The sequence below is a fragment of the Ruegeria sp. HKCCD6426 genome (assembly GCF_057221115.1).
In genome coordinates this window covers 485922-500041 of sequence record NZ_JBWVBF010000003.1, presented here as the reverse complement: position 1 = coordinate 500041, position 14120 = coordinate 485922, and the positions used below count along the sequence as shown (strand labels likewise).

General features: G+C 55.3%; 15 protein-coding genes. 11 read left to right on the top strand and 4 right to left on the bottom strand.

Features of this window, described 5'->3' with window-relative positions; genetic code table 11:
* The first annotated feature begins 97 nt into the window (after positions 1-97).
* The 7 genes from AC2TDA_RS11285 to AC2TDA_RS11255 all read left to right on the top strand — a co-directional run bounded on the left by AC2TDA_RS11285 (position 98) and on the right by AC2TDA_RS11255 (position 7792).
* Positions 98-1126, top strand: a complete 1029-nt coding sequence (locus AC2TDA_RS11285) for an alcohol dehydrogenase catalytic domain-containing protein (protein WP_480879302.1) — start codon at positions 98-100, stop codon at positions 1124-1126.
* Positions 1127-1201: 75 nt separating this feature from the next.
* Complete coding sequence (locus tag AC2TDA_RS11280) at positions 1202-2077, top strand: branched-chain amino acid ABC transporter permease (RefSeq protein WP_480879301.1); 876 nt, start codon at positions 1202-1204, stop codon at positions 2075-2077.
* A 4-nt stretch (positions 2078-2081) separates the two neighbouring features.
* Positions 2082-3179: a branched-chain amino acid ABC transporter permease gene (locus AC2TDA_RS11275; protein ID WP_480879300.1), complete on the top strand. Its 1098-nt coding sequence runs from the start codon at positions 2082-2084 to the stop codon at positions 3177-3179.
* The gene (locus tag AC2TDA_RS11270; protein WP_480879299.1) at positions 3176-3940 is read left to right on the top strand and encodes an ABC transporter ATP-binding protein; all 765 of its coding nucleotides are present in this window, start codon (positions 3176-3178) and stop codon (positions 3938-3940) included. Before AC2TDA_RS11275 ends, AC2TDA_RS11270 begins: the two co-directional genes overlap by 4 nt.
* Entirely contained in the window at positions 3937-4710 is a 774-nt protein-coding gene (locus AC2TDA_RS11265) for an ABC transporter ATP-binding protein (protein WP_480879298.1), read from the top strand. Before AC2TDA_RS11270 ends, AC2TDA_RS11265 begins: the two co-directional genes overlap by 4 nt.
* A gap of 5 nt (positions 4711-4715) precedes the next feature.
* Complete coding sequence (locus AC2TDA_RS11260) at positions 4716-6635, top strand: AMP-dependent synthetase/ligase (RefSeq protein WP_480879297.1); 1920 nt, start codon at positions 4716-4718, stop codon at positions 6633-6635.
* Positions 6632-7792 carry an ABC transporter substrate-binding protein gene (locus AC2TDA_RS11255; RefSeq protein WP_480879296.1) on the top strand — a complete coding sequence of 387 codons (1161 nt, stop codon included), beginning with the start codon at positions 6632-6634 and terminating at the stop codon, positions 7790-7792. The genes AC2TDA_RS11260 and AC2TDA_RS11255 overlap by 4 nt, the downstream gene beginning before the upstream one ends.
* Positions 7793-7861: 69 nt before the next feature.
* On the opposite strand, the gene rpsI is transcribed toward AC2TDA_RS11255, so the two are convergent.
* Positions 7862-8347 (bottom strand): 30S ribosomal protein S9, encoded by a 486-nt coding sequence (gene rpsI / locus AC2TDA_RS11250; RefSeq protein WP_480845552.1) that lies wholly within the window; start codon positions 8345-8347, stop codon positions 7862-7864.
* Between the two features lie 6 nt (positions 8348-8353).
* The gene (gene rplM, locus AC2TDA_RS11245; protein ID WP_480845553.1) at positions 8354-8812 is read right to left on the bottom strand and encodes a 50S ribosomal protein L13; all 459 of its coding nucleotides are present in this window, start codon (positions 8810-8812) and stop codon (positions 8354-8356) included.
* Between the two features lie 243 nt (positions 8813-9055).
* Between rplM and AC2TDA_RS11240 the strand changes: the two genes are divergently transcribed.
* Positions 9056-9421, top strand: coding sequence for a nuclear transport factor 2 family protein (locus tag AC2TDA_RS11240; RefSeq protein WP_480879295.1), 366 nt, complete (start codon positions 9056-9058; stop codon positions 9419-9421).
* 4 nt (positions 9422-9425) lie between these two features.
* Here AC2TDA_RS11240 and AC2TDA_RS11235 read toward each other — a convergent pair whose 3' ends face one another.
* Entirely contained in the window at positions 9426-10829 is a 1404-nt protein-coding gene (locus AC2TDA_RS11235) for an aminotransferase-like domain-containing protein (RefSeq protein WP_480845556.1), read from the bottom strand.
* A 99-nt stretch (positions 10830-10928) separates the two neighbouring features.
* Between AC2TDA_RS11235 and AC2TDA_RS11230 the strand changes: the two genes are divergently transcribed.
* Positions 10929-11156, top strand: a complete 228-nt coding sequence (locus tag AC2TDA_RS11230; RefSeq protein ID WP_480845558.1) for a DUF1127 domain-containing protein — start codon at positions 10929-10931, stop codon at positions 11154-11156.
* 59 nt (positions 11157-11215) lie between these two features.
* Here AC2TDA_RS11230 and AC2TDA_RS11225 read toward each other — a convergent pair whose 3' ends face one another.
* Positions 11216-11659: a PaaI family thioesterase gene (locus tag AC2TDA_RS11225; protein WP_480845559.1), complete on the bottom strand. Its 444-nt coding sequence runs from the start codon at positions 11657-11659 to the stop codon at positions 11216-11218.
* Between the two features lie 30 nt (positions 11660-11689).
* On the opposite strand from AC2TDA_RS11225, the gene AC2TDA_RS11220 reads away from it, so the two are divergent.
* Both AC2TDA_RS11220 and trmFO read left to right on the top strand, forming a co-directional pair.
* A complete protein-coding gene (locus tag AC2TDA_RS11220) occupies positions 11690-12502 on the top strand; it encodes an enoyl-CoA hydratase (protein ID WP_480879294.1) in 813 nt (270 codons plus the stop codon).
* A 250-nt stretch (positions 12503-12752) separates the two neighbouring features.
* Positions 12753-14093, top strand: a complete 1341-nt coding sequence (gene trmFO / locus AC2TDA_RS11215; RefSeq protein ID WP_480879293.1) for a methylenetetrahydrofolate--tRNA-(uracil(54)-C(5))-methyltransferase (FADH(2)-oxidizing) TrmFO — start codon at positions 12753-12755, stop codon at positions 14091-14093.
* Positions 14094-14120: the final 27 nt, after the last annotated feature.

Genomic DNA, 14120 nt, shown 5'->3' with positions numbered 1-14120 from the left:
TCCACGTCGCAAATCTCTGGCTTCCGTCCTCTCGCCATTTCCATGGCCTTCAGAGGAGCCGCTGGCGACTGATCCGATCCAAAGCAAGGAATGCTGAATGCCTGACCTCCCATCCTCGATGTTTGCCGTCGTTCAGAAATACGATGGTTTTTCAGGCACTGCCACGGGGCCGACGCTTGATGCTGCCGATGACTGGCTGGAATCAACCGAATTGTCCGTGCCCTCGCCCGGACCCGGGCAGGTATTGATCCGGTTGCGCACGGCATCCGTGAACCCCTCGGACATCCATTTCATCAAGGGCGAATACGGCCAGCCCCGCGTTAAGGGTTCCCCCGCCGGGTTCGAGGGATGCGGCGATGTCGTCGCAACCGGCAAAGGGGCCGAAGCACTACAGGGCCAGCGTGTCGCCTTTGTGGCTGCGGGCTCGGGGGCTTGGGCGGAATTCGCATTGACGCAGGCGCAGATGTGTATCCCCTTGCGAACCGACATCTCGGATGACGACGGGGCTGCCCAGATCGTCAATCCTCTGACGGCCATGGCGATGGTCGACATCGCTCGCGGCGACGGTAACGCTTTTGTTGTCTCAGCCGCAGCCAGCCAGTTGGGCAAACTGATGTGTAGCCTGGGGCGCGATCTGGGATTGAAGCCAATCGCGTTGGTGCGGCGGACCGAAGCCGTTGACGCGCTCAGGGAAATTGGAGCCGCACAGACTCTCGATACGACACAGCCGGATGTTGCGCAGAAATTCGCGGATATCTCTGCCACCTTGAAACCTCGTGTATTCCTGGACGCGGTTGCGGACCAGCTCTCGGAACAACTGTTTTGCGCGATGCCCAACGGTGCAAGGTGGATCTGCTATGGCAAACTGAGTTCTGAGTTGCCGCGCCTGACCCAGATGGGGCAGTTGATCTTTATGGATAAGCGGATCGAAGGGTTCTGGCTGACCAAATGGATGATGTCCACACCGCCTGCGGATCAAATGCGGGTGGTGACCGAAGTACAGGCTCGCTTCGCTGACGGTCGTTGGAAAACCGATGTATCAGAACGGCTTTCTCTGCGGGAGGTGGTGCCAAATCTCGCTCTCGCGCTGAAAAAGAGTGACGGAAAGGTGATTATCACGCCATAGTAGAACCACGCCCCGGCGTTCACAGGAGACCGGGGCACAAACGACGCCGGACATACCGGCACAAGGAGGGAGAGTTTGGACAACGCGCAACTGCTGATCAGCGGTCTGGCCAATGGATGCGTCTATGGTCTGATCGCGCTTGGCTTTGTGCTGATTTACAAGGCGACCGAGGCTGTGAATTTCGCACAGGGCGATTTTATGATGCTGGGCGCCTTTGTCACCATCGGCCTGACAAACACTGAATATATGGGCCTGCCCTTTTGGCTGGCTCTGCCAATTTCACTTGGGATCATGGGGGCGTTTGGCTATCTGGTCGACCGTCTGATCATCCGCCGCCTGTTCGGTGAAAGCCAGACAGCAGTTGTTATCCTGACAATCGCCATGGGGTTTGTAATCCGCTTTGTTGCTGGGTTGATCTGGGGGCATGAACCTCAGACCTTGCAGAACCCTTTGGCCGGGAAAGATATCCGGTTCGGTGGGCTGGTACTGGGGCTGGAGGATGTCGCCGTCATTGTCGTTACTGTGCTGCTGACCTGGGCTCTTTACCTGTTTTTCAGCAAGACCAAATTGGGGTTGGCCATGCAAGGCGCATCCCAGAACCAATTGGCGGCCTACTACATGGGCATTCCGGTCAAACAGGTTCAGGGCTTCATCTGGGCCCTGGCAGGTGTTTTTGCGGGGATTGCAGGAATACTGTTCGCAGCCAAGGGTTCGGTAGATCCCACAACGGGTCTGCTTGGCATAAAAGCCTTTGCGGCAGCAGTAATCGGCGGCTTTGGCAGCTTGCCGGGTGCCTTGGCCGGAGGTCTGATTGTCGGCGTGATTGAACCGTTTGCCAGCCGATACATCGCTGCCGGGTACAGCCAGATTGCACCCTACACCCTTCTGCTGGCCGTGTTGATATTCCGCCCGAACGGGCTGTTCAGTCAGGTTAGGGTCAAAAAGGTCTAGTTGCATGCGGATCGTATTCAAAACCGACTACATGCAGGATATCCGGCCGTGGAAAGACGGGTATCAGCTAAGCCTCTATCTGATCCTGCTGGCCGTGGTAGCAGTGGCCCCATGGTGGCTGGACGCCTTCTATCTTGGAGAACTGACCAACGTTCTGATCTGGGCCATAGCTGGCCTTGGCCTGATGATCCTGACCGGTCACACCGGTCAGGTCAGCCTGGGTCACGCAGCTTTTCTGGCCTTTGGGTGTTACGCCAATGTTGTTCTGATCGAGGCAGGTGTACCCTTTCTGATCGCCTTTCCAGCCGCGGGTATTTTGACCGGCATCGCGGGCGTTACTGTCGCAATCCCCGCCCTGCGATTGCATGGAATATACCTCGCCATATTCACCCTTGCGCTGTCGATACTGATGGATGACATCATTGTGTTGGCCGAACCCGTTACCGGAGGAGTCGCCGGTAAATATCTGGGTGGTGTAGAGATTTTTGGGGTTATAGTTGACCGTTGGGCTACCCCTGATCAGTTTTTCTGGCTGGTGTTGAGTGTCGCTGTTCTGGTCACGCTGGGCTATATCAATCTGCTCAGAACTCCGCTGGGGCGCAGCTTTATCGCAGTGCGAGACTCTGAGGTTTCAGCGCAGGCTATAGGTGTGGATATTGCCCGCACCAAAGCAGTCTCGTTCGCCCTGTCCTGCGCCGTCACTGGCTGGTCTGGTGCGTTGATGGGGCTTTATGCAGGGGCATTCAATAATGAGACGTTCAGTGTTCTGATTTCCATTCAGTTGCTGATGATGGTCGTCATCGGCGGTCTGGGATCGATCCACGGCGCCTTCCTGGGTGCCATTGTGATTGGGTTCCTGCCGCAGTTTCTGTCGATCGCTAAGGAATATGTCGGTGCCTTGTTCGGAGGCAACACGGTTGCCATACCGGGGCTGGAATTCGGCGTATTCGGCATGATCCTGATCGCCTTTATCCTGTTCGAACCCATGGGCATGTATGGCAGATGGCTGAAGATCCGCACCTGGTTCGAGCTGTTCCCATTTTACCGGAAGGATATGTTCAAACGGCAAAAGAGCTACCTCAAGACGGAGCGTCTGAGATGAGCTTGCTGGAATTCGAGAGTGTTACACTCAAATTCGGCGGGCTGACTGCGGTGAACGACTTGTCATTTGCGGTCGATCAGGGCGAAGTCTTTGCCATCGTCGGACCCAACGGTGCGGGTAAATCCACTGTTTTCAATCTGATCTCACGGTTTTACGAGCCCAACGCAGGTTCTATAACATTCGACGGGCATGATCTGCTGCAAGTCAAACCTTCTGGCGTCGCAGCCTATGGTGTTGCACGGACATTTCAGAACATAGAACTGTTCGAACACGCATCCGTGCTGCAAAACCTGTTGGTCGGGCGCCATCGGCATCGCAACACCAACCTGCTCTCAAACATTTTGTTCACGCGATCCGCCCGTCGGCAGGAGCTCGAGAACCGCGAAAAGGTCGAAGAAATAATCGACTTTCTTGACCTGCAGGCGTTTCGGGACAAGATGATCTCGGGATTGCCCTACGGGGTGCGCAAAGTGGTCGAGGTGGCTCGCGCGCTGGCGACAGAACCCAAGCTGTTGCTGCTGGACGAACCGGCCTCGGGCCTTTCCGTCGAAGAAACAACGGATCTGCGCTGGTGGATCGAAGATATCCGGCGGCAGATCGGAATCACAGTTCTGATGGTCGAACATGACATGGGGCTTGTTTCGGCCGTGTCCGACCGGGTTCTGGCCATGGCTGATGGGGCGATGCTGGCACTTGGACCCCCCGCAGAGGTCCAGTCACACCCCGCTGTGGTCGAGGCGTATCTGGGGAAAGCCTCATGAGTGAACCCATCCTGAAAATCCGCAACATCGAAAGCTTCTATGGCCCGATCATGGCCATTCGCGGAGTTTCGCTGGATGTACATCAGGGTCAGATCGTATCAATACTTGGGGCAAATGGGGCCGGTAAGACAACATTGATGAAAACAGTGTCCGGTGTGATGGACCCTGAAAAAGGAAGCATCACGTTCGACGGTCGCGACATTCAGGGGGCAGAGCCGCACAAGATCGTGAAAAGCGGTATCGTGCATGTTCCCGAAGGCCGGGAGGTTTTCCCACTGCTGACGGTCGACGAAAATCTCAGCCTCGGGGCTTATACCCTGTCGAACAAAGCGCAGGTAGAACAGGATCGCGATCTGGTCTTTACATACTTCCCGGCTTTGAAAGACCGCCGTAATCAAGAGGCTGGAACCCTGTCAGGTGGACAGCAGCAGATGCTTGCGATCGGGCGCGGCCTGATGGCCAATCCTAAAATCATGCTGCTGGATGAGCCGTCGCTGGGCCTGTCTCCGCTACTTGTGCAGGAGATTTTCGGCATTCTGAAACGGCTGAATGACGAGCAGAACATGACAATGTTGCTGGTCGAGCAAAACGCCAATGCGGCGTTGGAGCTAGCTGATCATGGCTATGTCATGGAGGTTGGTCGTATCGTGATGGATGGCGCGGCGGATATGCTGATGCAGGCTGAAGACATCCGAAGTTTCTACCTCGGCGTCCAGGAAGAAGGCAGCCGTGAAAACCGCCGCTGGAAGCGGAAGAAGACGTGGAGGTAGACCGGATGGACGCCAGCCCCCTGCCCCCGCAAGTCACGATCAACGGCGTCCGGTTCAATGCCACGCCGGGCCAACGACCATTGCGCGTCGACGGCTGCATAACAATCAGCGAGCTGTTTCAGAAACGGTGTGCTGAATTGGGCGCCCGTACAGCTCATCGGGAAAAAGATCTGGGGATATGGAAATCCTATTCCTGGACCGACTACTGGCAACGCGCTAAGTGGATTGGCCTTGCCTTTCGCAAGTTAGGGTTAAAGCGCGGAGAGGTCGTCTCGATCCTGTCCGAAGACCGCAAGGAATGGGCTTGGTTCGACATGGGCATTCAGGGTGTCGGCGGCATCGCGTCCGGCATCTACACCACCGATGCGGCCAGTCAGGTCCAATATATCGTCACCAACAGCGGCAGCCGATTTCTGATTGTCGAAGATGAAGAGCAGCTGGACAAATTCCTGGCCGTTGAACACGCGTTGCCGGATCTTCTGAAGGTCATAATCCTCGAAGACGAAGGCCTGCATAACCTCGATCATCCGCGATGCATGATGATCGACGACCTCTACGCCCTTGGCCAACAGGCAGAGGCTGAAGAACCCGGCACGTTTGAAGCGGAAATTTCCCTGACAACTCCGCAGGACACCGCCCTTCTGGTTTATACCTCCGGAACTACGGGAAAGCCCAAGGGCGCGATGCTGAGCAACGAAAACATCATGGCGGCCATCGAAGCCGGCGCGCATTCGTTGCCCGGCTTCGAGTCGGATGAGCAGCTGTGTTTCCTGCCGCTTTGCCACATTCTTGAACGCGACGTTTCGATCTATTTCCCGCTCGCCTCGAAATGCACCGTCAACTTTGCCGAAAGCCCGGAAACGGTCTTTGCCAATCTGCAAGAGGTCTCGCCCGATACCTTTACTGCCGTTCCACGCGTCTGGGAGAAGATTTATTCTCATGTACAATTCATGGAGAAAGAAGCCACGACGACGGGGCGAATAGCCTTTGCCAGGGCTATCGCGGTGGGGATGGAACGGGCGGACTACATTCTATACGGCAAACCCGTTCCACCAATCCTGGCAGCTCGGTTCTGGTTATGGGATCGGCTGGTTTTGCGTAATCTGCGGCGAATGCTGGGTATGGACAAGTTGCGGCGCGGCGGCTCTGGAGCTGCTCCGATCTCACCTGAGTTACTGAAATGGTATTGGGCTATCGGCGTGCCTTTGGTCGAGGGGTTCGGGATGACCGAAACCTCGGGTATCGCATCGCTTAACACGCCTGACGCGAACAGAATTGGAACGATCGGACTACCCGTTCCGGGCAATGACCTGCGGATTTCGGACGAAGGAGAAATTCAGATCAAAGGTCTGAATGTCTTTCAGGGCTATTGGCACAACAACGCGAAAACGGCTGAAACCTTTACGGCTGACGGATGGTTGTGCACCGGCGACATGGGGCGCATTGATGAAGAAGGCTTCGTCACAATCACCGGACGTCTTAAGGACATCATCATCACCGCCGGTGGCAAGAACGTCACCCCTGCTGAGATCGAAAGCCGAATGAAATTCAGCCCCTATATCTCGGATGCGGTTGTCATCGGGGATCAACGTAAGTTCCTGACAGCCCTGATCATGATCGACCAGGAAAACGTGGAGAAATTTGCGCAGGAACAAAAGATCCCCTTTTCGGATTTCACGTCTCTTTGTTCTGCGTCTGAGGTCACAGATCTGATCAGCGCCGAAATTGTTTCCATAAACAAGGACTTTGCGCGAGTGGAACAGATCAAGGATTTCCGCCTGATCAACGTTTTGCTGACAGCCGATGATGACGAGCTGACGGCGACCATGAAACTGAAACGTAATCTGGTGGAAAAGAAACACGCACATTTAATCGAAGATATGTACCATGAGACAGGGCTTGGCCCACAGGGAGGAGAGATATGAAGGAATTTGTAAGTGGACTGGTCGCCGCAACCACCTTAACCGTTTTAGCATCGTCGGGATGGGCTGAAACACAGGGCGTGACCGACGATGAAATTGTCATTGGTTCGGTCAATGACCTTAGTGGGATTTTCGCAGCTGTTGGCGTTCCCGCGACCAAGGGCGCTAACGTGGTCTTCGACCGGGTCAATGCCAACGGTGGCGTGCATGGTCGTACGATCCGTTACGTGGTCGAGGATAACGGCTATCAAATGCCACGCGCGATGCAGGGCTACAACAAGCTGCTGAATCGAGACAAGGTATTCGCAATGCTGCAGTCGCTGGGTACACCGATGAACCTGGCCGGATTCAAGTTGCTGGATCCCAAGGGCATTCCCAACGTCGCCCCTTTGACCGCCGCGCGCCAAATGCTGCAAGAACCGATGAACAACAAGTTCACTTCATTTTCGTCCTATTATGACCAAAGCCGCGTGGGTGTGAAATATCTGGCCGAGCAGTTCGGGTCGCAATCCGTCTGCACCATGTATCTGCCAACCGATTTTGGGGAAGAGATTTTAGAGGGCAGCAAAGCCGGTGCCGAAGAAGCAGAAATTAACTTCGTCGCCGAAACCACTCATAAACCTGATGAAACCGACTTCGTTGGTTCACTTAGCAAATTGAAGGAAGAAGGTTGTGACATCGTCACAATTGCGCTTGGTGTACGTCAAGCAATTACGATTGTGGGCACAGCCAAAAAGATGGGGCTTGAAGATATGAAGTTCCTCGGCACTGCAGCCAGCTTCCTGACAGTTGTGGCGAAAGTGCCCGGAGGTGTGACAGACGGGTTTTATGCAGCCGCATCCTGGCAGGATCTATGGGCCCGCGCAGACGAGCCAGTTCCCGCTGCCTTTATCGAAGAGTACAAAGCCGCGACTGGTGAGGACCCTGTCGGCTTTGCGATGCTTGGCTATTCCGCTGCTGAGATGATGGTCAAAGCTTTGGAAGCCGCTGGCCCTGACTTAACGCACGAAAGCTTTATCGCCGCCATGGAGACTCTGGACTATCAAGATGAACTGGTTGGCAACCACATGACCTTTGGTCCGGACGACCATCAGGGCGCAGACTCGGTTTATGTCAACGTGGTCGAGAACGGCAGCTGGAAGCTGGTCTACGAAGAATAAACTTGTGAAACAGCCAATAAAAAAGGGCTCGCACATGCGAGCCCTTTGGAATTTTGTAGTCCGCAGCGATTAACGCTTCGAGAACTGGAACGAACGACGCGCTTTGCGCTTACCGTATTTCTTCCGTTCCACAACGCGGCTGTCGCGGGTCAGGAAGCCAGCAGCTTTCAGCGCGCCACGCAGCGACGGATCGTACAGCTGCAGCGCCTTCGAGATGCCGTGCTTGACTGCACCGGCTTGACCGGTCAGGCCACCGCCTTTGACAGTTGCTACAACGTCGAACTCACCTTCAACACCAGCAACTTGGAACGGCTGGCGCAGGATCAGCTGCAGAACGGGGCGTGCGAAGTACACGTCCTGATCTTTGCCGTTCACGGTGACCTTGCCGGAACCCGGCTTGATCCACACGCGGGCAACAGCGTCTTTACGCTTGCCGGTGGCGTAGGAGCGGCCCAGCTCGTCACGTACGGGTTCACGCACGATGACTTCTTCGGCCACGGTTTCAACGCCTGCGACGGCGCTCAGCTCTTCGAGAGTATTGATCTGATCAGCCATCGGTCATTAGCTCCGGGTGTTTTTCTTGTTCATGGACTTAACGTCCAGAACTTCGGGCGACTGGGCTTCATGCGGGTGCTCGGCACCGGCATAAACGCGCAGGTTGGTCATAACCTGACGCGACAGGCGGTTGCCAGGCAGCATGCGCTTGACCGCTTGGGTCACGACGCGCTCGGGGTGTTTACCCTCGAGGATCTGCTGCTTGGTGCGCGACTTGATGCCGCCCGGGTGGCCAGTGTGCCAGTAGAAGTTTTCTTCGCGCTTCTTGCCGGTCATCTGGATTTTGTCAGCGTTGATCACGATGACATTGTCGCCCATGTCCATGTTCGGGGTGAACGACGCTTTGTGCTTGCCACGCAGACGCATGGCGACGATCGAGGCAAGACGGCCCAGAACAACGCCCTCGGCGTCGATCAGGATCCATTTCTTGTCGATGTCTGCAGGTGTTGCAGAAAAGGTTTTCATGGCAGGATAGTCCTGTTTGATGTGAAAGACCGCCCCAAGCCGGTGCGGTCCGAATTCGATGGATGGGTATTTAGAGGCAGTCGAAATGCACGTCAAGGACATCAATCCTTATTTATATTAGTGTTTTCAATATCTTACAAAATAGGTATTATTTTACCCCATAGCGCACACCCAAACCTGAGCCTCAAATCTACTCGATTGCTATAATCACACTATTCTTTAAGTCAGTTACGGAGCGCCGCCATGCAAGATTTACACCAAACAATCAGCGACTACGGAGCCGCATGGCAAGAATCCGATGCAAACAAACGGCTCGATCTGCTGACATTTTGCTTTGCAGAAAACGGCCGTTATGTCGACCCAACCGCGGACGTCGACGGACGCGAGGAACTGTCTGCTCATATTGGCAAAATCCTCAAAAACTCAGATGGGCGTATTGAGATTACCAGCAAACCAACCAGCCACCACGATGTGATTCACTTCACGTGGCACATGGTCGGTCCAGACGGTTCCGTTTTTGTAGCCGGCCATGACTTTGTTCGGCTCGACGCGAGCGGCAAGATCGCCCATCTAGCTGGCTTTTTTGGTGACCCCGACCCATTGGAGTGAAGCATCAAACGCTAATCTGCTCTGGCGGGTTATCCAGCAATGCGCGCAGCCGCAGCATCGCGTCCTCGAATTGGTCCAATGTAACGTGCCCGTTCACAGCGATGCGGACGGCATTCGGTGCCCGCCCGTCCCGAAGCGCGAACTCGTCAGCTGACCGTATTTGAATCCCCTCACGCTCTGCAGCGCGGCTAAAAGCAGCAGAACGCCAGCCAGACGGCAGGTTTAGCCAGACAAAGGGGATCTCCGCATCCCAGTTCAGGTCAAACCCGCCAAGTGCATTCACCGCCACCCGGACATATTCGCCCATCTTCACGCGTACGTCTTTTGCCAGTTGTCGTGCCCGAGGATCGCTGAGCAGCAATCGGGTCAATTCCGCCAACGGTTGCGCCAGACCAAAATACCCGTACTCGGCAGATCTACGCAAATCGCCGCTCCGTTCTTTCGGTGCAATCGCAAAACCGACGCGCAAAGCCGGTGTAAGTGTTTTGGAAATCGAAGACACATGCCAACCGCGTTCCGGTGCCAGTGCCCGATAACTGGGCGCACGCGCTTCCCCCATGCGATAGCAGTCATCTTCAATGATTTGCAGATCGTATCGGCGCGCGATCTCGATCACCTCTTTACGTCTCTCCAGCGGAGAATGACTACCCGTAGGGTTCTGCACCTCAGGAGACACGCATATGGCCTGAGCTTGTGTGTGACGCAAAACATGGTCCAGCGCATCTGGGTTTATGCCCCATTTATCCAGTTTCACGCCCACCACTTCGGCGCGCATCAATTCACCGGCCCGTCGGAACCCGGCATAAGATAGGTCCTCGACCAGAACGACTGGTTTCGGCCCTTTCAGAACTGTTTGGAATACCACACACAGGCCGCTTTGACCGCCATGTGTCAACACAATGTCGTCGGCATTCAATGCACCGAGCGGCAAGTCCGCCAACCATTCGACCACGGTCTGCCGAACTGGTTGATAAGCGTCTCGCGTAGGGTAATTCATGAACATTCGCGGATCACCCTGGGCGATTTTGGCCAAACATTCCCGGATCAAGGTGACCTGTCCGACATCCGGCAGGCGCGGGCTGAACAGGCTGACATTGGCGTCATATTTGTCATCCCGCAGATGCAATTGCCGGGACCAGACGTCGTCCAGAATAGGAGATCTCGGGGGAGCCACGAATGTACCACGCCCGACCTCAGCTTGTAGCAATCCCTCGTCTGTCAGGATGGTATAGGCTCGTGCGACTGTACCAGGTGTGATTTGTAACCTGTAGGCAAGCTCCCGCACCGGAGGCAGCTTTGTTCCAACCTCCAGCGTTTTGTTTTCTATCGCTTTTCGGATCGTATCTGCAACCAGTGTATACTTTGGCCCCTTTGCCTTAGGGAGCGCTTCGGGCCAAATTGTATCCATTACAATTCTTCCTTTGATTTTGACACAATCCTGAATGTATCAAACACATGTACCGAGCATTTATACTTTGTGTCAATACAATTTTGAAAGGATACCCAAATGACACGCGCAATGCACAACCCCGCCCTTTTGCTGCTGAACGACAGTCAACGGCTGCCGCTGATCGCCGCGCTGGCCGTGCGGTTTGCGGCGTCGGTCACGAAATGGGAACAACGTCGTCGCAGCCGTGTTAATCTCGGTCGCCTGGATGACAGACTTCTTCGCGACGTTGGTTTAACCAGCTATCAGGCGCGAAATGAATCCAAACGCTATTTTTGGATGAACTAACTATCCCCAGTCCCAATTATTGGGACCTCTTCCTGGGCCGGGGTTTACCCCGGCCTTTTTTATCCGAACGCTGCCGCCGCCGAGCCTTCGGGCGGGATTGAATAGGTCAGGCTTGCTCGCGCAACGGGTTGGTCCGAGCCTTCCGAGAACATCAGCACGTCCCCAACTGCCAGACTCCGCCCGAGCTTTAGCAGTCGGCACTCTGCAATCATATCAGCCGACCCATTTGGTTTTCGCAGAAAATCCATCGAACTGCTGGTCGTTACGGCCAATGATTGTCGCCCTTTACGCGCCAGGATCATCGCGTAAACACTGACATCCGCCAGCCCGAACATAGACGGCCCGGACACCGTGCCACCGGGGCGTAAATGGCGGTCTTCGACAACAAGGCGCATCGTGATGGATGACTCGGTCAGATCCTCCACAACGAAATCACTGTGAACCTGCGGAAAAACCTGAGCCAGGTACGCGGTCAATTCTTCTTTGTTCAGCGCCAATGACATGCTTTCCCTCCGTGCCTAGCCGCCCTACAGTTGGCCGACAGCCAGCAGGAGGGCAAGATGGCAATTCTGGAACGTAACGACACAGGTGCAATTGCTCATTTAAAGATGAACGCACCGGATCGGTTGAACGCGTTGAGCGATGAGATGCTGGCCGCCCTTCAAGTTGAACTGGATGCCTTGAAAGTGGATCACACGATTCGAGTGGTGGTGCTATCCGGCGAAGGCAAGGCGTTCTGTGCCGGGCACGACCTGAAACAGATGACTCAAGGCCGTCAGGCCGAAGACGGTGGAAAGGCATATTTCGAAGACTTGTTCGCACGTTGCGCGAAAATGATGATGTCCGTTCAGGCCCTGCCCCAACCTGTCATTGCGCAAACCCACGGCATTGCGACCGCTGCAGGTTGCCAATTGGTAGCGACCTGCGATCTGGCTGTAGCCGCCGAAGGAACCCGGTTTGGCGTGAACGGAGTGAATATCGGGCTGTTTTGTTCGACTCCAATGGTAGCGCTCAGCCGCAATATCCCGCGCAAAAACGCATTCGAGATGCTGACCACAGGCGACTTCATTTCCGCGGAACGCGCGGCTGAACTGGGTTTGGTCAATCGAGTGGTGCCTGAAACGTTGCTGGAACAGGAAACAATTGCACTGGCCGAGCAATTATCCCGGAAACTGGGCTCAGCCGTTAAGATTGGAAAACAAGCGTTTTATCAGCAGCTTCAGATGCCGCTGGACCAAGCTTACGCCTATACTGCGGACGTAATGGCGCAGAATATGCTGTACCGGGAAACCGAAGAAGGTATTTCCGCATTTATCGAAAAAAGACCGCCAAATTGGCAGCAGTAACGCAATTGTTCCGCATAATTTTAATGACTGTTCGCATTTTTGGACTTTTCAAAGGGGCGACACTGTGGCAAAGGTGGGACAAGGCTAAGGCCTTGATTGTGCTTTTGGGTCGCCGTGGGCGGAAGGTCCCTCCAAGCTGGTTTCTCTCACCGGCGTAGACATTCCCGCAGCGGCGACCCCAAGACTCCCAGACAAATTATTGGCGAAACGCGCGTTGCGTCTGACTGTGCTCTGCCCTATTTGGCTGCTCATGACACAAAAATTGCATATCGTTGGCGGCGGCATGGCCGGGTCCGAAGCTGCTTGGCAGGCGGCAGAAATGGGTGTGGATGTTGTCATCCACGAAATGCGGCCAAAAGTGGAAACATTTGCGCATCAAACCGGCAATCTGGCCGAGATGGTGTGCTCCAATTCCTTCCGTTCGGACGACGATGAACAAAATGCTGTTGGTTTGCTGCATTGGGAAATGCGCGCCGCTAATGGGCTGATTATGTCGACCGCGGATGCGCATCGACTGCCCGCAGGTGGAGCGTTGGCGGTGGACCGCGATCCGTTTGCCGAATCCGTCACGGCCAGACTGCTTGCGCACCCACGTGTGTCCGTGACCGCGGAAGAGGTGACAGCTTTGCCCGACAGTGACCAATGGATTTTTGCCACTGGTCCTCTGACCTCACCGGATCTGGGTGTTGCTATCCGTGCCGAAACCGGAGCCGAGGCGCTGGCGTTCTTCGACGCAATAGCGCCCATCGTTTATGCCGACAGCATAGACATGAGCCAAGCCTGGATGCAGTCCCGCTATGACAAGGGCGAGACCGAAGAAGAGCGCACCGCTTATCTAAACTGTCCGATGGACCGCGATCAGTACGAGGCATTCATCGACGCGTTGCTGGCTGCCGAGAAAACAGAATTCCACGAAGGTGAAACCGCGGGCTATTTCGATGGTTGCCTGCCGATCGAAGTCATGGCCGAGCGTGGCCGTGAAACCCTTCGTCACGGCCCCATGAAACCGGTTGGCCTGACCAATCCCCACCAACCCGATGTGAAACCCCACGCTGTCGTGCAACTTCGGCGTGACAATGCTCTGGGCACCTTGTTCAACATTGTCGGCTTTCAGACCAAAATGAAATACGGCGCACAAACCGATGTTTTCCGTATGATTCCGGGTCTTGAGAATGCCAGTTTTGCGCGCCTTGGTGGCATTCATCGCAATACGTTTATCAACTCGCCGACCCTGTTGGATGCGCAAATGCGGCTGAAGTCGCGCCCCAACATTCGTTTCGCCGGGCAGATCACCGGCGTAGAAGGTTATGTCGAAAGCGCGGCTATGGGGTTGCTGGCGGGCCGTTTGGCAGCGGCAGAAATCCTTGACCGTCCGCTGCCTGAGGTTCCGCAGGACAGCGCAATGGGCGCTATGATTCACCACATTACTGGAGGAGCCGAGGCCAAGACGTTCCAACCGATGAATGTGAATTTTGGTCTGTTCCGACCGGTCGATGGCCTCAAAGGCGGGCGACGGGGCCGCAAGGACCGTTACAAGGCGTATACAGACCGGGCTAAAGCCGTTTGGACAGATTGGTTGGCTCATTGCTGACTGGACGCATCTGCAAGGCTGCGCCTA